General features: G+C 55.4%; 22 protein-coding genes. 9 read left to right on the top strand and 13 right to left on the bottom strand.

Annotated elements, in window-relative coordinates; all coding sequences use genetic code 11:
• Positions 1-14: 14 nt before the first annotated feature.
• The 7 genes from BJ917_RS04110 to BJ917_RS04080 form a co-directional block, all read right to left on the bottom strand.
• Positions 15-1,154 carry an FAD-binding oxidoreductase gene (locus BJ917_RS04110; protein ID WP_121102121.1) on the bottom strand — a complete coding sequence of 380 codons (1,140 nt, stop codon included), beginning with the start codon at positions 1,152-1,154 and terminating at the stop codon, positions 15-17.
• Position 1,155: 1 nt separating this feature from the next.
• A complete protein-coding gene (locus BJ917_RS04105) occupies positions 1,156-2,229 on the bottom strand; it encodes an aromatic ring-hydroxylating dioxygenase subunit alpha (protein WP_121102118.1) in 1,074 nt (357 codons plus the stop codon).
• Between the two features lie 263 nt (positions 2,230-2,492).
• Positions 2,493-3,614, bottom strand: a complete 1,122-nt coding sequence (locus BJ917_RS04100; RefSeq protein WP_121102115.1) for a DUF2817 domain-containing protein — start codon at positions 3,612-3,614, stop codon at positions 2,493-2,495.
• Positions 3,615-3,684: 70 nt separating this feature from the next.
• Complete coding sequence (locus BJ917_RS04095) at positions 3,685-4,452, bottom strand: ABC transporter ATP-binding protein (RefSeq protein ID WP_008017326.1); 768 nt, start codon at positions 4,450-4,452, stop codon at positions 3,685-3,687.
• A gap of 27 nt (positions 4,453-4,479) precedes the next feature.
• Complete coding sequence (locus BJ917_RS04090) at positions 4,480-5,193, bottom strand: ABC transporter permease (RefSeq protein ID WP_008017327.1); 714 nt, start codon at positions 5,191-5,193, stop codon at positions 4,480-4,482.
• Positions 5,190-5,879 (bottom strand): ABC transporter permease, encoded by a 690-nt coding sequence (locus tag BJ917_RS04085; RefSeq protein ID WP_121102112.1) that lies wholly within the window; start codon positions 5,877-5,879, stop codon positions 5,190-5,192. Before BJ917_RS04085 ends, BJ917_RS04090 begins: the two co-directional genes overlap by 4 nt.
• Positions 5,880-6,016: 137 nt before the next feature.
• The gene (locus BJ917_RS04080) at positions 6,017-6,787 is read right to left on the bottom strand and encodes an ABC transporter substrate-binding protein (RefSeq protein WP_008017331.1); all 771 of its coding nucleotides are present in this window, start codon (positions 6,785-6,787) and stop codon (positions 6,017-6,019) included.
• A 210-nt stretch (positions 6,788-6,997) separates the two neighbouring features.
• Here BJ917_RS04080 and BJ917_RS04075 point away from each other — a divergent pair, with 210 nt between their 5' ends.
• From BJ917_RS04075 to BJ917_RS04050, 6 genes are all read left to right on the top strand, one after another.
• Positions 6,998-7,927 carry a LysR substrate-binding domain-containing protein gene (locus BJ917_RS04075; protein WP_121102109.1) on the top strand — a complete coding sequence of 310 codons (930 nt, stop codon included), beginning with the start codon at positions 6,998-7,000 and terminating at the stop codon, positions 7,925-7,927.
• 377 nt (positions 7,928-8,304) lie between these two features.
• On the top strand, positions 8,305-9,564 hold the full coding sequence (locus tag BJ917_RS04070) for an IS110 family transposase (RefSeq protein ID WP_246218870.1): 1,260 nt from the start codon (positions 8,305-8,307) through the stop codon (positions 9,562-9,564).
• 456 nt (positions 9,565-10,020) lie between these two features.
• A complete protein-coding gene (locus tag BJ917_RS04065; protein ID WP_121102103.1) occupies positions 10,021-10,752 on the top strand; it encodes a GntR family transcriptional regulator in 732 nt (243 codons plus the stop codon).
• A gap of 136 nt (positions 10,753-10,888) precedes the next feature.
• Positions 10,889-12,169, top strand: coding sequence for an MFS transporter (locus tag BJ917_RS04060; RefSeq protein ID WP_121102100.1), 1,281 nt, complete (start codon positions 10,889-10,891; stop codon positions 12,167-12,169).
• A gap of 28 nt (positions 12,170-12,197) precedes the next feature.
• Positions 12,198-13,043, top strand: a complete 846-nt coding sequence (locus tag BJ917_RS04055) for an amidohydrolase (protein WP_121102098.1) — start codon at positions 12,198-12,200, stop codon at positions 13,041-13,043.
• Between the two features lie 154 nt (positions 13,044-13,197).
• Positions 13,198-14,529 carry an MFS transporter gene (locus tag BJ917_RS04050; RefSeq protein WP_121102095.1) on the top strand — a complete coding sequence of 444 codons (1,332 nt, stop codon included), beginning with the start codon at positions 13,198-13,200 and terminating at the stop codon, positions 14,527-14,529.
• 146 nt (positions 14,530-14,675) lie between these two features.
• On the opposite strand, the gene BJ917_RS04045 is transcribed toward BJ917_RS04050, so the two are convergent.
• The 4 genes from BJ917_RS04045 to BJ917_RS31690 form a co-directional block, all read right to left on the bottom strand.
• Positions 14,676-15,779, bottom strand: a complete 1,104-nt coding sequence (locus BJ917_RS04045) for a GlxA family transcriptional regulator (RefSeq protein WP_121102092.1) — start codon at positions 15,777-15,779, stop codon at positions 14,676-14,678.
• A gap of 95 nt (positions 15,780-15,874) precedes the next feature.
• Positions 15,875-17,215 (bottom strand): MFS transporter, encoded by a 1,341-nt coding sequence (locus tag BJ917_RS04040; protein ID WP_121102089.1) that lies wholly within the window; start codon positions 17,213-17,215, stop codon positions 15,875-15,877.
• A gap of 43 nt (positions 17,216-17,258) precedes the next feature.
• Positions 17,259-18,179, bottom strand: coding sequence for an SMP-30/gluconolactonase/LRE family protein (locus tag BJ917_RS04035; protein WP_121102086.1), 921 nt, complete (start codon positions 18,177-18,179; stop codon positions 17,259-17,261).
• Positions 18,180-18,264: 85 nt separating this feature from the next.
• Complete coding sequence (locus tag BJ917_RS31690) at positions 18,265-18,543, bottom strand: hypothetical protein (RefSeq protein WP_147432540.1); 279 nt, start codon at positions 18,541-18,543, stop codon at positions 18,265-18,267.
• Positions 18,544-18,650: 107 nt separating this feature from the next.
• Here BJ917_RS31690 and BJ917_RS04025 point away from each other — a divergent pair, with 107 nt between their 5' ends.
• Both BJ917_RS04025 and BJ917_RS04020 read left to right on the top strand, forming a co-directional pair.
• Positions 18,651-19,949, top strand: coding sequence for an OprD family porin (locus tag BJ917_RS04025; protein WP_121102080.1), 1,299 nt, complete (start codon positions 18,651-18,653; stop codon positions 19,947-19,949).
• Between the two features lie 414 nt (positions 19,950-20,363).
• A complete protein-coding gene (locus BJ917_RS04020) occupies positions 20,364-22,007 on the top strand; it encodes an acetolactate synthase large subunit (RefSeq protein ID WP_121102077.1) in 1,644 nt (547 codons plus the stop codon).
• Between the two features lie 67 nt (positions 22,008-22,074).
• Here BJ917_RS04020 and BJ917_RS31850 read toward each other — a convergent pair whose 3' ends face one another.
• Positions 22,075-22,233: a hypothetical protein gene (locus tag BJ917_RS31850; RefSeq protein ID WP_158602465.1), complete on the bottom strand. Its 159-nt coding sequence runs from the start codon at positions 22,231-22,233 to the stop codon at positions 22,075-22,077.
• Between the two features lie 156 nt (positions 22,234-22,389).
• Here BJ917_RS31850 and BJ917_RS04015 point away from each other — a divergent pair, with 156 nt between their 5' ends.
• Positions 22,390-23,121 (top strand): IclR family transcriptional regulator, encoded by a 732-nt coding sequence (locus BJ917_RS04015; protein ID WP_121102074.1) that lies wholly within the window; start codon positions 22,390-22,392, stop codon positions 23,119-23,121.
• 109 nt (positions 23,122-23,230) lie between these two features.
• Here the strand turns inward: BJ917_RS04015 and BJ917_RS04010 are convergent, their stop codons facing one another.
• Complete coding sequence (locus BJ917_RS04010) at positions 23,231-24,559, bottom strand: MFS transporter (protein ID WP_121102071.1); 1,329 nt, start codon at positions 24,557-24,559, stop codon at positions 23,231-23,233.
• Positions 24,560-24,584: the final 25 nt, after the last annotated feature.

Here is a 24,584-nt window from a genome sequence, read left to right as displayed (position 1 = left end):
CGTGATTGGGCCGATTACTGCCGCAGGTCCACCGTCACCGCGGTGGTCGGGCGGGTGCAACAGAGCAGAATTCGGCCGCATTCAGGGGTATCCAATGGCTCTTCGAAATACTCGACAGAACCTTTCCGCAGGGTGACCTGGCAGGTGTTACACAGGCCTGCGCGGCAATTGAATGACGGAGTCAGGCCGTTCTGTTCGGCAAGTTCGAGCAGTGATTGGCAACTCTGATCCCATGCCACGCGCCTACCCGATGGCAGAAACTCCACGGTCAGGGCCCCTTCAATCGACGCGGTCGGCGCTTTGAGTACAGGCGACGCGCGAGGAGGGGGCGCCACTGGTACGACTTCATCCTCTTCGAGGATTGTCGCCGGGCCGAAGAACTCATAATGAATGCGTTGGCTGGCAATCCCGAGGTCGCGCAACAGGCGCCAGTTCGCCTGCATAAAGAACCGGGGGCCGCACAGATAGACGTCGTAGTCGTCCAGTGGAAGAAGCCTTTGCAAGGTTTCTCGGCTTACCAGACCCTGGCTGTGAAAGGCCGCGCTGGCCTGATCGTCGGCATTCGGGTTGCGATAGCAGAAATGCACGCTGATCCCTGGGCGACGGCTGGCCAGTGCCAAAACCTCATCGCGAAAAGCATGTACCGCTCCATTTTCGCAGGCATGGATGAAATACACCGGGCGCGACGAATGTGTACTCAGTTGATGGAGCATACTCAGCATCGGAGTGAGTCCCACGCCACCACTGAACAACACCACTGGCCTGGGGCTTTCTTCGTCCAGCACGAAGGTGCCAGTGGGACCGGCGATCTCCAGGAAATCGCCAATCTGCACATGGTCGTGCAGGTGGTTGGACCCTTGACCCGGTGGCAGTTCTGGCTGGTCGAACGGTGCAGGCTCACGTTTGACCGAAATGCGGACGCGCGCAAGGTCATTGGCGTCTCCGGATAGACTGTAGTTGCGTAGCACCTTGACACCGCCGTCCAGGGCGAGGCGAACGATGAGGTACTGCCCCGGGCGAAAGCACAGGTTGGAAACGCCGTCGCTCGCCGTCAGGACGAAGGAGGTGATGACTGCGCTCTCTTGTTTTTTTTCAATCACCCGGAAGGTCTTGAAACCTGCAGAGGAGGACAGCGTTTGCAGTTGAGTGCCCATCTCATGCCTCCGTCTTTTGTTCCGCAGTGTGCCGTTGGGTGAGCGGAATCAAGCTGCCAGCCTGTTCCTGGGCAATCAACTTATCGAGGTTACGGCGAAAACGTAGCGGCCCCGAGTCGGAAGCCAGATCGATGTTGGGCGTGCTTTTACTAGCCATGCCCTTATGCACAGCACTCAGCACTACCCGATCTTCGGCAAAGGCGTGTCGGACGTCTTCGTCGAACTGGCGTGATACATCTTCATTCTCGGTATCGAAATTACGGACCTGGAACCAGTAGTAACGCGTGTTCGATTCGTCGATCGGGGTCATGAAATTGTAGGAGTTCATCAGGAACACAAGTTCGTGCAGTTCACCTTCATCGCTACCCGTTCCAGCTGGCGTGAACAGCGCCTTGATAATGGCCTGGGACGGGTAGTGCACTTCGTAGTGCTGCTTGCGATCACAATGACCACTGAACTTGACGAACTTGGCATAGAAAGGTGCCACCTCGACATCGCGCATCCAGCGCGAAACAATTACACCGACATCGGTTACCGTGGTTTGCAACGGTTCCTCTGCGCAGGCTGCGTTACCAAAGGAAGATTGATGCACCCACGCGACATGTGCGGGGTCCAGCAGGTTGTCGGTCATGTACAGGTAGTTGCACGGGATAACCATGCTGTCGCCGCGATTGAGCCCCCACGCGGGGTCACCCCATTCAGGCACGTGACAAATTTTCGCTTCGTCTGCCAGTTCGAGATCACCCATCCAGATCCAGATCAAACCGTAGCGCACGGCCAGGGGGTAGCTGCGAACCCTGGCGCCTTGGGGAATGCGTTGACTACCGGGTGCGCGGACGCAGCTACCCGAGCAGTCGAAGGTCAAGCCGTGGTAACCACATTCAATGTCATCACCTTTGCGACGCCCCATTGACAGTGGCAGCTTGCGGTGAGGGCAGGCATCTTCGAGGGCTACCGGGGTGCCGTCACTCTTGCGGTAAAGCACCACAGACTCACTGAGAAGAGTCACCGGGAAGAGATCCTCACCCAACTCGGCTTCACTGGCGGCTACATACCATGCGTTTCGCAAAAACATGGGCATTTCTCCTTATTATTTTGTTGTTCGCCCTGTGCTGGCGAACGTTGGCTAACAAGGAGGACAGGTTACGAGGATCTGCTTGAGTAAGAATAGATGTCTAAATCTGTTTGTTAGTTTAGATCTACTAACGGGTCATAGGATTGAATGAGTGCGCGGAACCTGGACTTGAACTTGCCTCAGGCAACGCATTCAAGACCGCGCAAGGCAGTCTTGAATGTGGGGTATCGCGATGGATTTCGGCCGTTGTGGTGGGCCGGGATTTATGGGTGGGATGGAGGCTGAATGAGTGGCAGTGCCACCAAGGCACGCTCCCATATTTGTCGAGTGCGCTGCCAGACGACGGCTTGCCAATCAAGATCGGCTGGGTAGAACTGTTCGAGCAGCTCCCGTTTGATTTGCCCGGCAACTGGATCCGTGAAATCCCCGTGCAGGTGCAACCAATGGTCGTTGCGCAAAACGGTATGGATCTGTTCTCCCGGATACGTGCCGCATTCAATGACGAATGGCATCAAGTGTACGTGCGGTAGCGCGTCAATGATGGCTTGTGATGTGTAGCCAGTCGCTGTTGCGGCTACGCCCGTATCACTCTGGCTGCCAGGTCCGGTGATCAGGGTGTACAGCCAAGGCCCATAGATCGCTTGAGCATCGGCAAGCGCTGGATAGGAGGACTGGGCAATCGTCATCAGCATGGGGTGGCCATAGTCCCCGGCGCCGGTGTGAAGGTCAAAACTCATGACCGTGTCGCAGCGGTGCAGGTGCTCCTGCAAAATCGTATGCAGGGTTTTGTTCGTCCAACTTGCAGTTTGTCCGCCGTAGTAAAGACCGTCAGGGTGGTTGTACTGGCCGGCCTCGACAATCGACATCACCGCTGCCCAGCCTTCTGTGCGAACGCGATCGTCGAGCAGGGCGTCGGCCTTTTCGCGCGATGGCCCCGACAGCTGTTCGCAGGCATAGATAGCGTGTAGTGACTCGTACTGGCGGTTATCGGGCAGTCCTGGAGTGAAGTCCGGATAGTTGCGATTGATGTCGATGTTGTCTTCATTGACGCGGCGCATCCAGGCCGTACCCCAAGGGTTGATGAGGTGGATCATCAGCACCGCGACATCGGCAGGCAGGGTCCTTTTGTTGAATTCCTGTAACCATCTGATCTGACAGTTCGAGCCATAGTAACCTTCAACACCGTGGGTGCCACTGAGGGCGACCAGCACTTTGCTGGCGCGTGGATCGCCAAGCCAGGCAACATCGGTACTCAGTGGCTCGCCAAAGGGCCCGTTCAATGGGTGGGGGTAGGTTGTCAGGCTGGCATCTGCCGCTTTAGCGGCAGCCAGAAATTGCTCGCGTTGGCTGTTGTAACTCGGATGCGTGGGAAAACCTATGCTCATGGTCATCTCTTGTCGATCGCTGGCACCGGACGCTCATGGAGCGTCCGGTGCGAGGGTTTTGAACGAAGCGCTATTTCAAGCGGCCGGAGAGAAATTGGGTCAATCGTTCACTTTTCGGGTTGACCAATACTTCGCCGGGATGTCCTTCTTCTTCTACGCGACCTTGATGCAAGAACATGACGTGGTTGGAAATGTTGCGGGCAAAGCCCATCTCGTGGGTGACCACGACCATGGTTCGGCCTTCCTCTGCAAGCGCTTGCATCACTTTCAACACTTCGCCGACCAGTTCCGGGTCGAGTGCTGACGTCGGTTCGTCGAAAAGCATCACTTCCGGTTCCATCGCCAGCGCACGCGCAATCGCCACGCGCTGTTGCTGACCGCCCGAGAGATGCGAGGGATATTTACTGTCCACGCTTGAGTCCAGGCCAACCTTGCGCAGGTACTGGTGGGCTCGCTGCACAGCTTCCTTGCGCTTGATGCCAAGGACATGAACGGGCGCTTCGATGATGTTTTCCAGCACCGTCATGTGCTGCCACAGGTTGAAGTGCTGGAACACCATCGACAGTTTGGTGCGTATTTTTTGCAGTTGGCGCGGATCGGCCACACTCATGGCGCCGTTGATATCCTGTTTCGTGCGAATTTCCTCGTTGTTCACGGTAATTCGCCCGGCGCAGGGCTGTTCGAGGAAGTTGATGCAGCGCAGGAAGGTGCTCTTGCCCGATCCGCTCGAACCGATGATGCTGATGACATCACCTGCTTTTGCTTTGAGCGATACACCCTTGAGGACTTCATGAGGGCCGTACTTCTTGTACAACTCATCTATTTTCAGTTTGTACATTATCGATGCTCTCCAGGTAGCGGCAGATCAATGAGCTTGAGGTTTCAAGAAAGCCAGCCAGCGGATTTCGCAGCGACGAAAAAGCCAGACCAGGGTAAACACCATCAAGGCATAGAGCACCGCCGCTATCCCGAATGCCTCGAACGAGGAGTAAGTGGCCGAGTTCACATCACGGGCGACCTTGAGCAGATCAGGAACGGTGGCGGTGAATGCAAGGGTGGTGGAGTGCAGCATGAGGATCACCTCATTGCTGTAGTACGGCAGCGCACGACGTAGCGAAGACGGCAAAATGATTCGTCGATACAAGGTAAAGCTGGACATGCCATAAGCGCGTCCGGCTTCGATTTCACCGTAAGGTGTGGCGCGGATCGCACCGGCGAAAACCTCTGTGGTGTATGCGCAGGTGTTGAGGGCAAAAGCCAGTAACGTGCAGTTGATCCCTTCGCGAAAGAAGGCATTCAGTTCCGGTTGGGAGCGGACCATTTCCAGGCTGTAGACGCCGGTGTAAAGAAGCAGCAACTGGATATACAGCGGCGTACCCCGGAACACATAGGTATAGAACCAGACGGGCCCACGGATGAACGGATTTCTTGAGACGCGTGCCACTGCCAGTGGCACAGCGAAGACGCCGCCGATGGCGATGGAAACCACCAGCAGCCACAACGTCATGGCAACGCCGGACAGTTGATAGCCGTCGAACCAGAGGTAGGATTGCCAATACTCCTGGATGATTTCGATCATAGCTGCGCCCCTCTGACACCGGCAGAGTAGCGGCGCTCCAGCCACATCAGGATGCCGTTGGACAGGGTGGTAATCACTAGATAAATCAGAGCGCCGATCAGGCTGAAGTAGAACAGTTGCATCGAGTGTTTGCCGGCATCCTGCGTGACCTTGACGATATCGATAAGACCGATAATCGAGACCAGCGCGGTCGCCTTGATCAGCACCTGCCAGTTGTTGCCGATGCCTGGAAGTGCGAAGCGCATCATTTGTGGGAACAGGACCCGCACAAATAGTTGTCGACGACTCATTCCATAAGCGATAGCGGCCTCAAGCTGGCCGCCAGGTACGGACTGAAAGGCGCCACGAAACGTCTCGGTGAAATAGGCGCCGTAGATGAAACCAAGGGTAAAAACCCCGGCAACAAATGGATTGAGATCAACCTGCTCGAAGTGCATCCGTTCGGTAAAAACATTCAACAAAATTTGCAGGCTGTAGAACAACAGCAACATGATCACCAGATCAGGAACACTGCGGATCAACGTTGTGTAACCTGTTGCCAACACTCGCAAGAGGCGCCGGTTGGAAAGCTTTGCCGACGCACCGATTAAACCGAGCGAAACAGCCAGCAACATCGAGAGCAACGCCAGTTTGATGGTTGCGAAAGTACCTTCGAGAATCAACGCACCATAACCCTGTAAAAACATGTTCTGTCTCTCCTTCGGCAATAGTGGTCCGTAAACCGTCTATTTAGAGGCTTTGAAATCAGGGGGAATCGCGGGGGGGCATGGCCAGGGCTCTTGATCACCCATGCATGGAGATCAGAGCCCGCCAGGACAAGGACTCAGTTATAGATATCGAAGGTGAAATACTTTTTCTGAATCGCGTCGTAAGTTCCGTTCTTGTGTATTTCTGCAAGCGCACCATTGATAGCCTGGACAAGTTTTTCGTCATCCTTGCGCAGCCCAATCGCAATCCCTTGGCCTAGTAGCTCTTCATGCTGAACAGTGTCGCCGGCAAAGGCGAACCCATTGTTTTGCGGTGTTTGCAAAAAGCCGATATCCGCGACGACCGCGTCTGTAAGGGTGGCATCGATACGGCCGCTGACAAGGTCTGGGTAGAGAAGGTCTTGATTGGTGTAAGACACAACGGTAACGCCGTGTGGTGCCCAGATTGCCTTGGCGTAAGCTTCTTGAGTGCTGCCTTGGGCGACGCCGACACGCTTGCCCTTGAGCGACTCCACGGTGGGGAGCAAACCACTGTCAGCCTTGGCGATCAGACGATTGGGTGAGTTGTAGAGCCGGTCAGAGAACGCGATATTTTCTTTGCGTTTTTCGTTGACCGTCATCGCCGAAAGGATGCCATCGAACTTCTTCGCCTTGAGTGCCGGGATGATGCTGTCGAAAGCGACTTCGACCCAGACGCACTTGACCTTGAGCTGAGCGCAAATGGCATTACCCAGATCAATATCGAAACCGATTAATTGACCACTGGGCTCCTTCGATTCGAAAGGCGCGAAGGTCGGATCTACGCCGAAGCGAAGCGTGTTCATGTCGTTGGCGAACGCGTAAGTCGAAGCGAGAGCAAATACTGTGGCGAGAATTATTTTTTTCATTGTTCTTTGCCTTTTTTAGTCATTGGAGTGTGCGCAGGGCTAATGCAAGGTCAGGGTGCAAGGCTCATCGTGTTGCCCTCGCTGCCTGCAATCAGCAGCGCTGGTAGGACCAGAATACGAGAGTCTGAACATTCGAAAAGATGCCTAAAACTGTTGCTTTGTGTAGCTGAGCTAAAGTATTAATTCGCACTCGCTTTTCTGGAGGTGCCTATGAACAACTTGCCTTCTCTACGGGCCATACAGGTATTTGAAGCTGTTGGACGCTTCGGCGGGATTGTCGAAGCGGCAAGGCGATTGGGCATTTCGGCAGGGGCTGTCAGTCAGCAAATGAGATTGCTGGAAGACAGTCTGGGGATGAGCTTGACCTTCAGGGTGGGCAAGCGTATTCGCCTGACTGCTGCGGGGCAGCGATACCACGATAGCTGCGTGGCGGCGTTTGAAGTGCTGCGTATTGCTCAGGTAGAGGTCGAGCGAGCGAAGAGTGCCACCAACTTGCGAATCAGTGCCTTGCCATCGCTGCTTTCAGATTGGCTGGCTCCGCTCATCTACACTTGGCAGAGCGACCACCCGGATATTAATCTGTTCCTTGATGGCAGCCATGCGGAACCCTCACCTGACGGCTATGAAATCGATTTTCGGGTGACATACGGAGATTATGCAGCAACCGAGCACGCCATCGAGCTGTTCCGCGATTGTGTCGTTCCGGTCTATAGCCCTCACATGTTGCGTGCCGATATGCCGTTACGGACTCCGGCAGATCTGTTGGCTTATCCGCTATTGTCTATCGATTGGTTGCCCAAGTTCGCCTCCCCACCTTCCTGGCGAGATTGGTTCAGCACGCAACAAGTCGACTGTTCTCAGATTTGTGACGGTTATCGTGTCTATTCACTGTCGTCAATGGCAATCCAGGCGGCGATCCTTGGGCAGGGCGTGGTATTGGCACAATACTCAATGATTGCCGATGCCGTGGCGGATGGGCGTTTGATCATGCCGTTCGCGCAGGGGCTGCAAATGCCTTCGTCGTATTTTTTAGTGGGTGCCAAAGATGCTTTCGATAAAGCCCACTGTCGCGACTTCCATCGATGGCTGGTAGCCCGTGGACGGGATCAAATGGCAGTAAGTGAGCGACTATTGACCTGACCATAAGTGAAAAGAATAGTTACCACTTGACCTCCCGTTTGCATTCGATCTGACCACCGATTGCATCGGATTTGACCAGCACGCTTCGTAACCATGACCGGCAGAGAGTGACCCTTTATAGATAGTCCGTCCCACCTTCATCGATACTGGTAACGGTTGGCAGGTAGCTGTCAGCGAGGGTGGAACATGCACCTGTAGACTACGAATAAAACGACCCAAACGCATGACGTTTGCAGCTTTAGTTCCGAGTCTACAGGTGCGCTTGCGCTCGATAACGAATACTCAGGGTTCGCCGTCGCACCGGCTCACTATATTGCCTTCGCTGAACGCAAGCATGCATGTCCCTAGCAGCTATTTTATCGCTTGCGGAGGTTCACGTGACAGCGTCCTTGAGTCAGCACTTCACAGCCTATGTCGGCATTGATTGGGCAGATACCAAACATGATATTTGCCTACAGGCTGGGGATGACAATCATCGTCAGTTCGACTGTATTCCGCACCAGGTTGATCGCATTGATGAGTGGGCCAAGGCATTGCACCTGCGCTTCGGTGGCCCTATCGCTGTAGCTCTGGAGTTGGCCAAAGGGCCTATTGTGTCGGCTCTGCTGAAGTATGACTTTTTCGTGCTGTTCCCGATCAATCCCTCGACGCTTGCCAAATATCGCGTGGCGTTCAAGCCGAGTCGCGCCAAGGATGATCCCACCGATGCGGAGTTAGCACTCGATCTACTGCTTCGCCATCCTGAACGGTTCACCGCGCTCAGGCCGCAGAGTGTGGCCATGCGTTCGCTGCTTAGCCTGATCGAACAGCGCCGGGATCTGGTCAACGACAAGACGCGTTTTACCAACCGTTTATGCAACACCCTCAAGCAATATTACCCGCAGGCACTGGAATGGTTCGAGCAGCGAGACACTCTGTTGTTTTGCGATTTCCTCACTCGCTGGCCGACACTCCTGTCAGCCAAACGGGCGCGTAAAACCACGCTTGAGGCGTTCTTTTATGCCCACAACGGGCGTCGCGCCACATTGATCGAGGCGCGTTTGGCGTCGATTCGTGCGGCATCTGCGCTCACAGAAGATGCCGGCATTATCGAGCCTTGCCGCTTACACGCCCTCGCGTTGGTGGAGCAACTACGCACCGTCCTCACGGTGATCGATCGCTTCGATAAGGAAGTCGAGCGGGTCGCTTCTGCACTACCGGATTACGCATTGTTTCGTGGCTTGCCGGGCGCAGGCCCGCATCTAGCGCCACGTTTACTCGCAGCCTTCGGAGAGCAACGTGAGCGTTTCCATGGCGCGGACGAGTTGCAAAAATACTCAGGCATTGCCCCGGTGACGGAACGGAGCGGTAAGAAGAGCTGGGTGCATTGGCGCTGGCAATGTCCAACATTTCTTCGTCAGACCTTTGTGGAATGGGCGGGGCAGACCATCAATAAATCCTTTTGGGCTGGAGCTTTCTACCGGCAGCAACGCGCCAAAGGGAGCACCTATCAAGCTGCTGTACGCGCACTCGCGTTTAAGTGGATTCGGATTCTATATCGGTGCTGGCAGACCAGGACGCTCTACGATGAAACGACCTATTTGAATGCCTTGAGGAAGCGCGGTTCACCGCTCCTGAAGAACCTCGATTTAGGTTGACTGACTTCCTCAGGGCGTGAAGCTGCCAGTGGCGAAAAGCAGAGATCGGCCAAAAGCGGATATTGCACTCGGTCCGCTTTTGGCCGACAGCTGCCTGTCGCGACGGACAACAATCGTCCAGGGATGCTATTTCCGGGCGACAACGTTCAACACGTAGCAAACAAGATTCGACCGATTCGGAACATCAGAGGGCTGCTCCCGCTGAGCCATACCACACGGCCAATCAGCCTGATCTACAAGGCATGTACACCTCAGTAGCCAGAGATAAGGTCGTTGCTGGACAAGCTTCGCAGACCCAGCGACAAGAACTGCCGAGGCGGCATTGCGCTGCTTGAATCGGTTATCGCCCTCCGTTCGTCAGCCAGGTTCGGTAACCCTTCTTGACAGAAAAATGCATCAGGAGAATACTCGCCTAAAATTCATATACATGACTAGATAACAAGATGAGTAAAGTCGATGAATTCTCTATCCAGTGATGCCCGGCTACCGCTTTATCAACGCCTGCGAGATCAGTTGGCCGAACAGATTGCCAACAATCGTTGGCGTCCGGGGGAGGCCATTCCCACCGAAGCCGCACTTTCTGCGGAGTACCAACTGTCGACTGGCACCGTACGCAAAGCGGTCGACGCGCTGGTCAGTGAGGGCGTTCTGGAGCGTCAGCAAGGTCGGGGCACCTTCGTTCGCCGGCCGCAGTTTCAATCTTCACTGTTCCGGTTTTTCCGCTTCCAGACGGCCGCGGGCGAACGCCAGGTGCCGCAGAGCCGCATCTTGTCGATTGAGCCGGTGGTTGCACCTTCGGCGGTGGCCCAAACGTTAGGCCTGGCAATCGACGCACCGGTTATTCGCATTGTTCGCGTACGTCTTCTCGATGTTCAGCCGGTACTTGCCGAAGAAATCTGGCTGCCTCGCAACCGTTTTCAGCCGCTGCTGGAAATTGATCTGAGCCGAAAAGGGCCATTGCTTTACCCGATTTATGAAGAGGTCTGCGGTCAGGTCGTCGCCTCTGCCGAAGAAACGCTCACCGCCGAGTCTGTAAACGACGTGCATGCGCGATTACTGCAAGTCCCGGTCAACAGTCCCGTGGTGGTGATCGAGCGTCTGGCGCGTGACTACGCCGGGACGCCTCTGGAATGGCGTCGCTCCCGTGGGCATGCCGAGCATTTCCGTTACAGCGTGGATATTCGCTAGCGCCTTGCCTCAATAGCGGATCGCTCATCGGCGCCTGATCTGCGCCGGCTTCATCGTCTTGCTCGCCATGCCTGGCCTCGTAGCGGCGCGGTTCGCTTTCGGCTGCCTCACGTTTCACTTATAAGGATAAGAAATCATGTTCAGCTGGTATCGCCAAGTCACTCCTCGGGAGCGCAAAACGTTTTGGGCCTGCTTCGGCGGATGGTCGCTGGATGCTCTGGAAGTACAAATGTTCGGCCTGGCCATTCCGGCGTTGATCGCTGCGTTCGCCCTGACCAAGGGCGATGCCGGGCTGATCAGCGGCGTCACGCTGGTCACTTCGGCCATCGGCGGATGGGTAGGGGGGACGTTGTCCGACCGCTACGGCCGGGTGCGTACGTTGCAGTGGATGATTTTGTGGTTCTCTTTCTTCACCTTTCTGTCCGCCTTCGTCACCGGGTTCCATCAGTTGCTGATGGTCAAGGCACTGCAAGGCTTCGGCATTGGCGGTGAGTGGGCTGCGGGTGCGGTACTGATGGCCGAAACAATCAACCCGAAATATCGCGGCAAAGTGATGGGCACCGTGCAAAGTGCCTGGGCCGTCGGTTGGGGTCTGGCGGTCGGGGTATTTGCACTGATTTATACGTTCGTACCGCAAGACATGGCCTGGCGTGTGATGTTTATCGTAGGCCTGCTGCCGTCATTCCTGATCCTCTGGGTGCGCCGCAATGTCGAGGAGCCCGACAGCTTCCAGCGTTTGCAGAAAGAACACGCCATTCCTCAGAATTTCTTCAAATCCCTGGCCGGTATTTTCCGTCCTGAGCTGATCCGCGTAACGCTGTTCGGCGGGTTGTTGGGCCTGGGCGCACATGGCGGATACCACGCCGTGATGACGTGGCTGCCGACATTCCTCAAGACCGAGCGCAACCTGTCGGTGCTGAACTCCGGCGGCTACCTGGCCGTGATCATCATTGCCTTCTGGTGTGGCTGTGTCGTCAGCGGATTCTTGATCGATCGTATTGGCCGCCGCAAAAACATCGTGCTGTTCGCCCTGTGCTGTGTGGTAACCGTGCAGTGCTACGTGTTCCTGCCCCTGACCAATACCCAAATGCTGTTCCTCGGTTTTCCGCTCGGCTTCTTCGCGGCGGGCATTCCGGCCAGCCTCGGTGCACTGTTCAATGAGCTGTATCCGGCGGATGTGCGCGGTGCTGGCGTGGGGTTTTGCTACAACTTCGGCCGAGTGCTCTCTGCGGTGTTCCCGTTTCTGGTCGGCCATATGAGTGACTCCATGTCGCTGGGCTCGGCCATTGGCATCGACGCCGGGATCGCCTATGGCGTGGCGGTAGTCGCGGCCCTCTGCCTGCCGGAAACCCGTGGTCGCAGTCTCGAAGCCACAACCCCATCCATCCCGGTTAACGGCGAGAGCGCCCGAGCGTGATGATCCTTACTTGCGATAGATGAAACCCATGTCTGATACCTGTTCAACATCGATCACTGGCATCGATTCCCATGCGCATGTCTTTAGTCGGGGACTGAGCCTGGCCGCTACACGGCGCTACGCCCCTGACTACGATGCCCTGCTTGCCGAGTATCTGAACCATCTGGGTGCTCATGGTTTGAGTCATGGCGTACTGGTGCAGCCGAGCTTTCTCGGGACCGACAATAGCTACCTGCTGGCGGCGTTGAGACAAGCGCCGGAGCAGTTGCGAGGCGTGGTCGTGCTGGAACCAGGCGTCAGTCGCGCCACGTTGGATGAGATGGATCACCAGGGCGTGGTCGGCGTTCGCTTGAACCTCATGGGCAAGGCGTTACCTGATTTTCGTAACAGTGCCTGGAGAGAGTTTTTCAGCCACATCGCTGATCTTGACTGGCATGTGGAATTGCATCGGGAGGTAAAGGATCTGCCGGGACTGATCCATCAATTGACGCCGTTCGGCTTGAAGTTGGTGATTGATCATTTCGGCCGGCCGGATGCCCGTTCGGGCGTCGATCAGCCGGGGTTTTGCGAGTTACTGGAATTGGGCTCGAAAGGGTCGATCTGGATCAAGGTATCGGGAATCTATCGCTTGGGAGGTACGCCGCAACAGAACATCAATTTCGCTCGAATGGCATTACCGCTGTTGGAACAAAGTTTCGGCCTTCACCAGCTTGTGTGGGGCAGCGACTGGCCGCACACGCAGCATGAGCAAAGCATCGGCTTCGGCACAGTAATCGATCAGTTGCAAGCCCTGGAGTGTTCGACGCAGCTTAGTTATTCGTTGCTGGTGCAAGCACCTCGAAGGTTATTCGGTTTTGCAAAAGGCGAACGCTAAAACTGACGCGTGTATTTGCAGATAACCATTCATCTCACCCATTAACGAAAACATACAGAACGTTTGAAGTGTGACGTTGCAGTCAAACCTCTCGTGCCGCATCGAGAAGTTCTGCACAGGGTCAGCCTATTCCAATTACAAAAGAGGGGTTTCCATGAACAAGCCTTCCAATGCTGAAATTGAAAGTTCGACGATGCGCAAGTTGGGGTTTCGCCTGATTCCCTTTCTCGTGCTCTGTTATTTCATCGCCTACATTGACCGGGTCAATATCGGCTTTGCTGCCCTGACCATGAACCAGGACATCGGCCTGACGGCCAGTGCGTTCGGATTCGGCGCCACGCTGTTTTTCGTTGCTTATGTACTTTGCGAAATGCCCAGCAACATGGCCATGGAGCGTTTCGGTGCCCGGCGGTGGATCGCGCGCATCATGATCACCTGGGGAATCGTCGGCTTCTGTTCGGCATTTGCGGTCGGGCCGATATCCTATTCGATTTCCCGCTTCCTCTTGGGTGCAGCCGAAGCCGGTTTCTTTCCCGGCGTCATTCTTTACCTCACGCAGTGCATCCCCAAAGCGTACATGGCTCGAATAGTTGCGCTGTTCATGGTGGCAATACCACTCTCCAACTTTCTCGGCTCACCTGTGTCGGCCCTGCTGTTGCAACTGGACGGTGTGGCAGGCTTCAAGGGATGGCAATGGTTGCTTATGCTTGAAGCAATTCCCGCCATCACGCTGGGATTGCTCGCGCTGAAAGTGTTGCCAAATCGGCCAAGCGAAGCGAAATGGTTGACTCGGCAGGAACAGGATTGGTTGAGCGAGCAACTGAACAGCGATAAGGCCACGCGCGAAAGCACAATTCCTCAGCCCGTTCATAGCGTAACCAGCACCCTCAAGGCTGTATTTACCAACAAATATGTATGGGTACTTTCGATTATCTACATGGGCAGTTCGGCAACCAGCAATACGCTGTCGCTGTGGATGCCGCAGATCCTGAAATCCTTCCAACTGTCCAACATGCAAACGGGTCTGCTGAACATGATTCCGTTCGGCATAGCCGCCGCTTTCATGATTTTCTGGGGACTGCGTGCGGACAAGAGCGGGGAACGGATCAAGAGCACTGCTATACCGCTGGCCATTACTGCAGTGAGCTTCGCGGCCACGCTGTTCACGGACTCCCTGACCATCACGCTGATACTGCTGACGCTCGTATTGATGGGTAACTATGCGATCAAGGGACCGTTCTGGGCGCTTTGCTCCGAATCCCTGCCGCCGGCGACTTTGGCCACGGGAATTGCAGCGATCAATACCTTTGCCCATTTGGGTACGGGCGCCATGAGTTCGGTGATCGGGGTACTGCGTGATCAGACCGGGAGTTTTCCTATCGCACTGATGCCGCTCTGCGCCTTGACCGCAATCGGTTCACTGTTGGTGTTTCTGATTGGCAAACAGAACCGTCGTGCGAAGCGAATCGCTGCGGTCAGCAGTTAACCCATTGCCGCTGAGGAGGCTCGGAAATGGTGGGCCTCCTCGTTGCATTAGGTGCGACCGGCTGTAGTGGTTTTATAGATGCATCGCCCTTCAACGCTCCGCATTTGGGGAAGAAAATAAGTATTCGGATCAGCATGATGCAAAACCTAAAGACGGACGCTGGCAAAGGTTGATTCGTCGCGGGCGTCGTTGAGCGTCGACAGCGCCCTGGACAACGGTGACAGCACCAGGGTTTGCGGCAACGGAATCATCGCGACGTGTTTCGCGGTGTTGGAGCTGACTCGCTCGTCGCGTGGTGGAGTACCGTAGTATTCGCGGAAGCACTTGGAAAAGTGTGGTGTAGATACGAAACCACAGACAGACGCCACTTCGATGATCGACATCGGCGTTTGCTTAAGCAGTAGCCGTGCGCGAACCAGGCGTAGTTTCAAGTAGTACCGCGATGGCGAGCAGTGCAGGTACTTCTGGAACAGGCGCTCGAGTTGACGGCGCGACACCGAAACGTAGACGGCCAGCTCATCCAGATCAATCGGCTCTTCCAGGTTGGCTTCCATCAGTGCGACGATTTCCTGCAGCTTCGGCTGGTTGGTGCCGAGCATGTGCTTGAGCGGCACGCGCTGATGATCTTGCTCGTTGCGGATGCGCTCGTAGACGAACATTTCCGAGATCGCCGCCGACAGTTCACGACCGTGATCGCGACTGATCAGGTGCAGCATCATATCCAGCGGCGCGGTGCCGCCGGAGCTGGTGAATCGGTTGCGATCGAGGGTGAACAGCCGGGTGCTCATGTTCACTCGCGGGAAGGCTTCCTGCATGGCGGCCAGACATTCCCAGTGCACGCTGCAATCGAATCCATCAAGCAAGCCGGCGCTGGCCAATGCCCAACTGCCGGTGCACACCGCGCCGAGGCGCTTGGACTGACGCGCCTGGCTCTGCAGCCAAGTAATGTGCTCACGGGTAACGGTGCGTTGAATACCGATGCCACCGCAAACGATCACAGCGTCCAGGGGCGGGGCCTTGTGCATGGCGGCATCGGGGGTGATTTGCAGGCCGTCACTGGCCCACACCTGACCGCCATCAACGGTCAGGGTAGACCAGCGATACAGCTCACGACCCGATAGCTGGTTGGCCATGCGCAGCGGTTCGACCGCCGAAGCCAGGGAAATCAATGTGAAATTATCCAACAGCAGAAAGCCTATGGATTGTGGCGTGCGGTTCTGGGGCTGGGCCCCGGAGTTGAGCGTCGTCATCGCGGTATCTCCTCACACAAAGCGAGTGGCGGCCCTAGGCGCGGGCTCTTTTTATTACCCATCCAGCAAATGGCGGGCTACTGGTATTGACCCAATTAGGCAGTGCTAGTGGCTACTTGGTGATTTTCTGGCTTTAGTCGAGCCGGATCTCCCAGCCACACCATCAAGCATGTCCCAACCAAAAGTATTGCCGCCACTGCGAAGAAAGGCATCGAGTAGCTATGGGTGGCATCTTTGATCAGGCCAATCATGAAGGGGCCGGTAAATCCGCCGAGATTGCCGATGGAGACAATCATTGCAAGGCCACCAGCGGCGGCCCGACCAGTGAGGAAGGTTGATGGGATTGCCCAGAACGTCGCCTGGAAGGAAAGGATGCTTGCGACAGTTAAAGAGAGGCAGGCAATCTTCAAAACGGGATGCTCAATGAATGCCGCAGCGACAAGCCCCGCGGCAGCCATCGACAAAGCGCCCACAACATAAGGTAAGCGTAGTCGGCTTTGATTGGCCAAGCGAGCCCATAGAGTCATGGCAATCGCACCTAGCAGATAGGGGAGGGCCACGACCAGTCCTACCATGCTGCTGGCGATACCGAGGCTTTTGATGATTTGCGGGAGCCAGATACCGATACCAACGGAGCCTACGATGCAGCAGAAATTAACCGCTGCAAGCGTGAAGACCTTTGGATTTGTCAATGCAGCACGCAGGGTATTGCCGTGGGAAGCACTGATGTCCTTTTGTTCTTGAGACAAACGATTGTTCAGCCATGCTTTTTCCCGAGCGGACAGCCACCTGGCCTTTGCCGGGGAGTCGATGAGTAAGAAGAGGCAAGCAATGCCAAGGAATACGGCGGGTATCGCTTCGGTAACTAGAAGCAGCTGCCAGTTTTTCAGGCCCATCACCCCATGCAATTCGAGTAACCAGCCCGATAGAGGCGAACCTACAATATTGGCGGCCGGTATTCCGAGCAGGAAAGCGGCAGTCGCTTTGGCTCGCCATTTACCTGGGAACCAATAGGTAAAGTACAAGTACACGCCTGGGGTGAATCCGGCTTCAGCGAGCCCGAGCAGGAAGCGCACGATGCTGAAACTGATCGGGCCAGTGGCGAAAGCCGTGGCCATGGAGATGAGTCCCCAAGTGATCATGATGCGGGCTATCCAGACGCGAGCGCCGAAGCGTTGCATCAGGAGATTGCTGGGTATTTCGAACATGAAATACCCAAAAAAGAACAAGCCGGCGGCCCATCCAAACATCGTCGCAGTCAGCCCCAAGTCCTGGTTCATGCTGATCGCGGCAAAACCGATGTTTGTTCGATCGAGATAGCTGATTACATAGCAAAGAAAGATGAAAGGGATGATTCGCCACAGTATGCGGCGCATCAAGCGTTCGCCCTCGGCTTCGCTGAGTGGCGCTAAGCCAGTCGAATTGTCGTTAGTCATGTCGTCACGTCTTTTGTAGTTGTTGTGTGAGCTGCAATTGGTTTCAGCTGTGGGAGTACATCGTTAATCCCGGTGTTGAGGTGCGTACTTGCAGAATGCTTCCTGTCTCGGACTCGGTGATGAACAGTGTTCGGCCATCCTCGCCACCGAACGCCAGGTTGGTATTGCTGATGCCGGCACAGGAGACGATGCGCTGCAGGGGTTCTGCGACTTTCGAAAGCTTCCAGACTGAGCCGAAACCGGTATGGGCAATGTAGAGATTGCTATCGGCATCGAGGGCAAGACCATCCGGGCCACCGAGGCCGCCGTGTAACTGCGCGAACACCCCGACTTTGCTGACGATCGAGCTGTTGCCCAGCGGGATTCGCCAGATCTGCTGAGCACGAGTGACGGCGATAAGGAGGTGATTCTGCTTAGGGTCGAAGACGATCCCGTTGGGGCTAGGAATAGTGTTGAGCAGGCAAGTCAGGTTGCCGTGGGTATCGAGCTTGTAAACCCGACCACTCGCGTCTTGTAGACCGGTCTGGCCCTGATCGGTGAAGTACAGATCGCCGTTGGGCGCAAAGACGAGGTCGTTCACTCCCTTGAATCCCTCGGAGCCCGCTGATTCCAGAAACGGCTGAATATCGCCACGTTCCGGATCGAGCACCATGATTCCCCGCTTGTAGTCCGTGATGAAAATTCGCCCGTCTTGGTGAATTTTCAGGCCGTTCGGCCAGCCGTCATAGGTACAAACCAGTTCCCATTCACCTTGAGGCGAGATTCTAAAAATCCGTCCATTCGGGATGTCCGTTACGTACAGACGGCCTTCGCGATCAAACGATGGGCCTTCCAAAAACGAGTCGATCGCGCGTCCCTGGCGGTTGGCATTCGCCCAAGCCGTGGGTCGGGCGTTTCGGAAATGATCCGGCAGGCGGGTAAAGACGGTCGTTTCGAGGGTCGGTGGGGCGGCAAAAAAGCTCATGTCTGCTCCTGGCTGGGAGTCGGGGGTTTTGGCCCGATAATTATTTTTGTGCTGTTGTAATGCAACGTCGTTTCAAAATAAATCATCATGCGACGAAAGGCGACTCTATTTTTTCTCGCGAAGGAAAGATTTTATGGGGATAAATTGGGGTCTTGACGGGGTGTGGTGTTTTCTGAATATCTATAAAAAGAAATGGCGTTTCAAAAATAATAAAAGCGGAGTTCTTTGCATGTTCAACTTTCAATGGCGCACACCCTGCCTCCCTGAGGTGCTCTGCGATTTCGCGATCATGGCCGGAGGCGCTTTGCTGCTTGTGCTCCCCCAGGGTCGGTTTGCTGAACGCATGGCGCAGGATTGAGCTCAATTGCGGCTTTGCTTGCAGTGCTGAATCGCAAATATTTTCCACAACAATGAAAAACGGGCGTCCGCCAACGGGCGCTCGCGGGGAGCGTTTGTTTGAAAATTACCTCCATGTATCGCATTGCCACAGCGGTTGGTTGTGGGCTCGCAGGCACCGTTGCTCAGGCTGATTTTTTGAAGGACAGCCATGCCGATCTGTCGATGCGCAATTTGTACTTCAACAGCGACAACCGTGATGGTGCTGCCAATCCTTCAAAAACGGAGGAGTGGGCTCAGGGTTTCATCCTCGATTACCGCTCCGGCTACACACCCGGGCTTATCGGAGTCGGTGTCGATGCCATGGGCATGCTTGGCGTTACGTTGGACAGCGGAAAAGGCCGGCACCTCGGTAGCACGATGATCCCTTCCGATGGCGACAGCGCGGCGAGTGAGTGGAGCAGTTTCGGCGCGACTGCAAAGGCAAGGTTGAGCCAGACCGAGCTGCGATATGGTCAATTAATGCCAAAGATACCGGTGCTGGTAGCGTCTGATGGTCGATTGCTGCCGCAGACGTTCCAGGGCGTGCAGCTGCTATCCAGGGAACTGGATAATTTCACGTTCATGGGTGGTGCGCTGAACCGTGCGAAGGGGCGAGCCTCGACCGATCGCACAGGCCTGGCGGTAAACGGCGGAACCCAGGAAAGTAACCGTTTTTACTATGGTGGCGTCGACTACCGCGTGAGTCGCTCCTTGTTGCTTCAGTACTATGGAGGACAGCTGGAGGACTACTACACGCAACATTTCTTAGGACTCAACCACAACTGGAATCTTGGTGAAGAAGGCTCTTTAACTACCGACCTCAGGTATTTCAGAACCCGTTCCGACGGCGCCAATGGCACCACCTCCGGTCGTAGTCAGGGATTTGTGGCCAGTGGATTTACCTCGGATGGAGACGGTGAGATCGACAATAATCTCTGGAGCGCTGCCTTCACCTATCGCTTCGGCGGCCATGCGCTGACCCTGGGTTATCAAGACGTATCCGATGACAGCAACTTTGTGCAGATCAACCAGGGCTCAATCGATAAGGGGGCTGGTGGTAGCAGTCTTTATCTATTGACGGACAAGATGCTGCTTAACTTTACACGTGCTGGGGAGCGCACTGGGTTTGCGCAATACGCTTATGACTTCGCCCCTCTTGGTGTGCCTGGGCTCAAAGCTACTGTGATGTATCTGAAGGGGGATCACATTCAGACAAAGAGTGGCATGGAGCAGTCGGAATGGGAGCGGGACATCTCCCTGGATTACGTAATCCAAAGCGGCACTTTCAAGAATCTGGGCTTTACTTGGCGCAATGGAATGTCGCGCAGCGAGGCGACGCGCAACGGTGATCAGAACCGTCTGATCGTCAATTACACATTGCCGCTGTTCTAACTCACACTCCGTAAAGACTTATCCCTTCAAGGGCAAGGCATGCGACCGTCGCTTTGAGGTTGCTTGCCGACTGCCATCCTCTCTTTTTCTGCTCAGCGGTACTTTTCAGCATCGATTGAGCCATCAGCGTGCTCGAACTCCCGACTACCATTCTAAAGTGCATCAGAACCCGGTCGTTGGCTTCGATCGAGGTGCAGCAAATCTTGGAAATGGTTGAGATTGTTCGCGGCCTCAAACCGGTTGTCTGTAAAAATAGAACGTCGTTGCATTTTTGTTGTGGTGAAGGCACTGTATGTTCCGCGCCCTGTCTTGAGTCATGGGCTGGTGCACTGATTCAAACGGCTTCATGGAATTGAGCGCAATACAAATTTAAAAAATTATCGGATTTCCGCTAAGCGTAGGTGAGACAAGAAAATGGCCAAAGCTGCCGATGTAGTTGTGCAATGCTTGGAAAATGAAGGTGTCGAGTATGTGTTCGGCATTCCCGGTGAGGAAAACCTCGACCTGCTTGAATCTCTACGCAAGTCGAACATCAAGCTTGTGCTGACTCGTCACGAGCAATCCGCCGGCTTCATGGCCGCCACCTATGGCCGCCTCACGGGTAAGACCGGCGTTAGCCTTTCAACGCTCGGCCCAGGCGCGACCAACTTGGTAACTGCTAGCGCATACGCCTATCTGGGCGGCATGCCGATGATGATGATTACGGGCCAGAAGCCGATCAAGAAGTCCAAGCAAGGCCGTTTTCAGATCATTGACGTGTGCGGCATGATGGCCCCCATCACCAAGTACACACATCAGTTCGCCTCGGCAGACAACATCCCGGCGCGGATGCGTGAAGCGTTCCGTCTCGCTGAAGAAGAGAAGCCCGGAGCCGTTCACCTGGAACTGCCGGAAGATATCGCCGCCGAGCAAACCGATAGCATGCCGATCCCGCCGAGTCTGCACCGCCGTCCATTGGCCGAGCACAAGGCAGTCGAGGCCGCTGTCGAGAAACTTCAGAACGCTCGCAGCCCAATCCTGGTGATTGGTGCAGGTGCCAACCGCAAGATGACCGCCAAGGTTCTGAAGCAACTGATTGACGATACCGGCATCCCATTTATCACTACCCAGATGGGCAAGGGCGTTGTTGATGAACGCCACCCGCGTTTCCTCGGCAACGCCGCCCTGTCGTCGGGAGACTTTGTTCACCGCGCCGTCGAGGCTGCCGACCTGATTGTCAATATCGGTCACGATGTGATCGAGAAGCCACCTTTCTTCATGGTTCGTGGCGGCACCGAAGTCATACACATTAACTTCCGTTCCGCTGAAGTCGATGCCGTGTATTTCCCGCAGATTGAAGTAGTTGGTGACATCGCCAACGCCGTCTGGCAGATCGGCGAAGCACTGAATGACACCAGTCATTGGGACTTCACACGTTTGATGGCGATTCGTGAGGCGAACGAAGCCCAAATCATTGAAGGTGCGGACGACAACAGGTTCCCGGTCTACCCACAGCGTTTGGTTGCCGACATTCGTCGCGTATTGCCATCCGAAGGCATCGTTGCTCTGGACAACGGAATCTACAAGATCTGGTTCGCGCGAAATTACAAGGCTCACAAACCCAACACCGTGCTGCTGGACAACGCGCTGGCAACTATGGGGGCAGGGCTGCCGTCAGCTATGGCCGCGCATTTGGTGTACCCGGATCGCCCGGTGATTTCAGTGTGTGGCGACGGCGGATTCATGATGAACAGCCAGGAACTGGAGACAGCTGTTCGCTTGAATATGAACTTGACCGTGGTAATCCTGCGTGACGATGGCTACGGCATGATCCGTTGGAAGCAGGCCAACATGGGCTTCACCGACTTCGGTCTGGACTACGGTAACCCGGACTTCGTTAAGTACGCAGAGGCATATGGCGCCAATGGTCACCGCGTGGAGAGCGCCGAGGGCTTCTTGCCGCTGCTGGAGCACTGCATCAAAACGCCGGGCGTACACGTGATCGACTGTCCTGTCGATTACAGTGAAAACGATCGCATCCTGAACATGGAGTTGCGCCAGCGCAGCGCGGCCATTTGAGGTATGTCGGGCAACCGAATACCTGTCGTAATTTCATTCAAAGGCTTCGGGCCCTGGCCGTGAGGGCTCAAGGTACGGGATGGAGGGCTATCTCGCCATCAGGTATTTGCGCATCAGTGCGCTGATCGTGAGTCGCGGCTTTAACCTCTGCCAGTGTGGTGCGATGGCGCACCTCACTGGTTTTTTGCTTTTCGAGCACCGTAAAATCTGGAGCAGTAGTTTCCATTCCTGTCGCGTTTTTTTGGGTTGAAAGTGGTTATGCCAAATGCTTGTGGCGAGTTCAATTACCGCAAGGATGGCGAGGATATCGTCCTTGTCGGATAATCGACGTTCCGGCCCTTACAATGATTTGTTAACGGGCCCAATAGGTGAGGTTTTTCTGATGGCGAATGCGCGGCCGCGTCCAGCGGTAAATGGTGTGGCTTCGGCTGACCGTGTCTTGACCGTGCTCACGGCTTTTCGAATCGGCGATACGGCGTTGAGCCTGGTAGATCTGGTTGAGCGTACCGGGCTAATCAAAAGCACGGTCATGCGCTTAATGGTCTCCCTGGAAAATCATGGTCTGATCAATCGAATGGCGGATGGTCGCTATCAGTTGGCTAGCGAAGTCATGAGGCTCAATGCTGTTTACCAGGAGGCCCTGGATCTTGAGCGGCATGTGATGCCCAGGCTGCAATACCTTTCCGAACAGTCCGGCGAAACCGCATCGTTCTACGTTCGCCATGGCGCCTATCGGATGTGCCAGTACCGGGTGAATTCCTTCCACAGCCTGCGGCTCAACCTGCAGCCGGGTGATATGCGTCCCATGGACGAAGCGGCCGGTGCCCAGGCGCTGCGTGCACCTTTCCAGGTAGGCATTGCACTGGCAAAACCTTATTACTCGCGCGGTGCAACGGATCCTCACGCGGCCTCGATGGCCCTGCCTATCTATGGCGCTCAGCAAGAACTGATGGGAGCGCTGGTCATTTCAGGGCCTGCAAGCCGATTGACTGAAGAGGCCGCAGACAGCATTAGAGCCATCTTTTTCGATACGGCTCGTGATCTGATGCGAAGCTTGGGCTTTAAACCAGCGGACAGTACGCCCGCCAGCAACGAGCTGGAAGCCGTAAAGTAATACCGGGTTGTCGCCACGCAACAGAGCCCTCTCTTTTGGTAATACCAAAACAACGATGCCCATGTTCCGCCAAGGGAAAATGGGCATCGAACGTTGAGTGAGGCAGTTTCTACTTGGCGGTGACTGTCTCGACAAGACCCGCTTGTTCAAGCTGGCGTTTGCGACCGATGACCAGAACCATGAGCCCGGCAACCGTGCAGAGTGTTGCCAGCGGCATCAATGCCAGTGCATAGCTGCCCGTTGCATCGTGAATTGCGCCGTACGCATTCACCATCAGGCCTCCACCGATCAGGTTGGCCATGGCGCCAATCGCTGCCAGTCCCGCTGCAGCAGTAGAGGACGACAACCAGCCGGATACCAGGGCCCAGAATGGCCCTTTCATCGAATACGCTCCGACCAAAACCATGGTCAGCATCACGATAGTGGCAGGCAAAGATGAGGTGAACAGCGTCATGAGCAGACCTGCGGCAATGAGCAACAAGGTCATTGCTGTATGCCAACGACGTTCCCCAGTGCGGTCGGAGCTGCGGCCCCAGAGAATCATCAACACCGAAGCGACGCCATAGGGAATGGCATTAACCAGGCCAATCTCCAAGGAGGTCAGGCCAAAGGTTTTGAGCAACTGAGGAGCCCAGACGCTCATGGTGCTACCGGCGGCAGATGCTCCCGAGTAGATGAGTGCAAGCACCCAAATATCCTTATGGCGTAGCAGTTTCCACAACGAGATATGGCCGATAGCGGTTTTCTTCGATGATTCCTCAGCCAGGCGCTGAGTCAGCCAGTTACGCTGTTCATCGGTAAGCCATTTGGCATGCTCGGGACGGTCTGTGAGTACAAACAGGCAAGCAATGCCTAACAGTACTGCCGGGATACCTTCGATGATGAAAAGCCAGTGCCAGCCGCGCATTCCCATCCACCCATCAAGGCTGAGAAGAAGCCCGGACAAAGGCGAACCGATGAAGTTGGCGGCAGGAATGGCAACCATGAAAATTGCGACCATGCGGGCACGATAGGCCGATGGCAACCAGTAGGTGAGGTACAGAAGCACGCCTGGGAAGAAACCAGCCTCGGCAGCACCAAGCAGGAAGCGCATCACGTACAGAGAGTTTGCCCCCTGAACGAAGGCGGTTCCCGCTGAAATGATGCCCCACGTGATCATAATCCTTGCGATCCAGATCCGAGCACCAAACTTTTGCATGGCCAGGTTGCTGGGTACTTCCACAAGGAAGTAAGAAAAGAAAAACAGGCTGCTGGCAAATCCGAATACTTTTGCAGTTAAGCCCAGGTCTGCGTTCATCTGCAGTGAGGCCATCCCGATGTTGCCGCGATCAATGATCGCGATCAGATAGCAGATGATCAGGAATGGCAGTAAGCGCCAAGCGACCCGGTGCATAGTGCTGCGTTCGAGTTCACTTACGGTGGAAGTTGGTGAAGTCATAAGGCTCTCCAATTGTTTTTTTTCT

Source organism: Pseudomonas sp. WPR_5_2 (assembly GCF_003634475.1).
GTDB lineage: Bacteria > Pseudomonadota > Gammaproteobacteria > Pseudomonadales > Pseudomonadaceae > Aquipseudomonas > Aquipseudomonas izuensis.
This window is presented reverse-complemented; position numbering and strand designations above follow the sequence as displayed.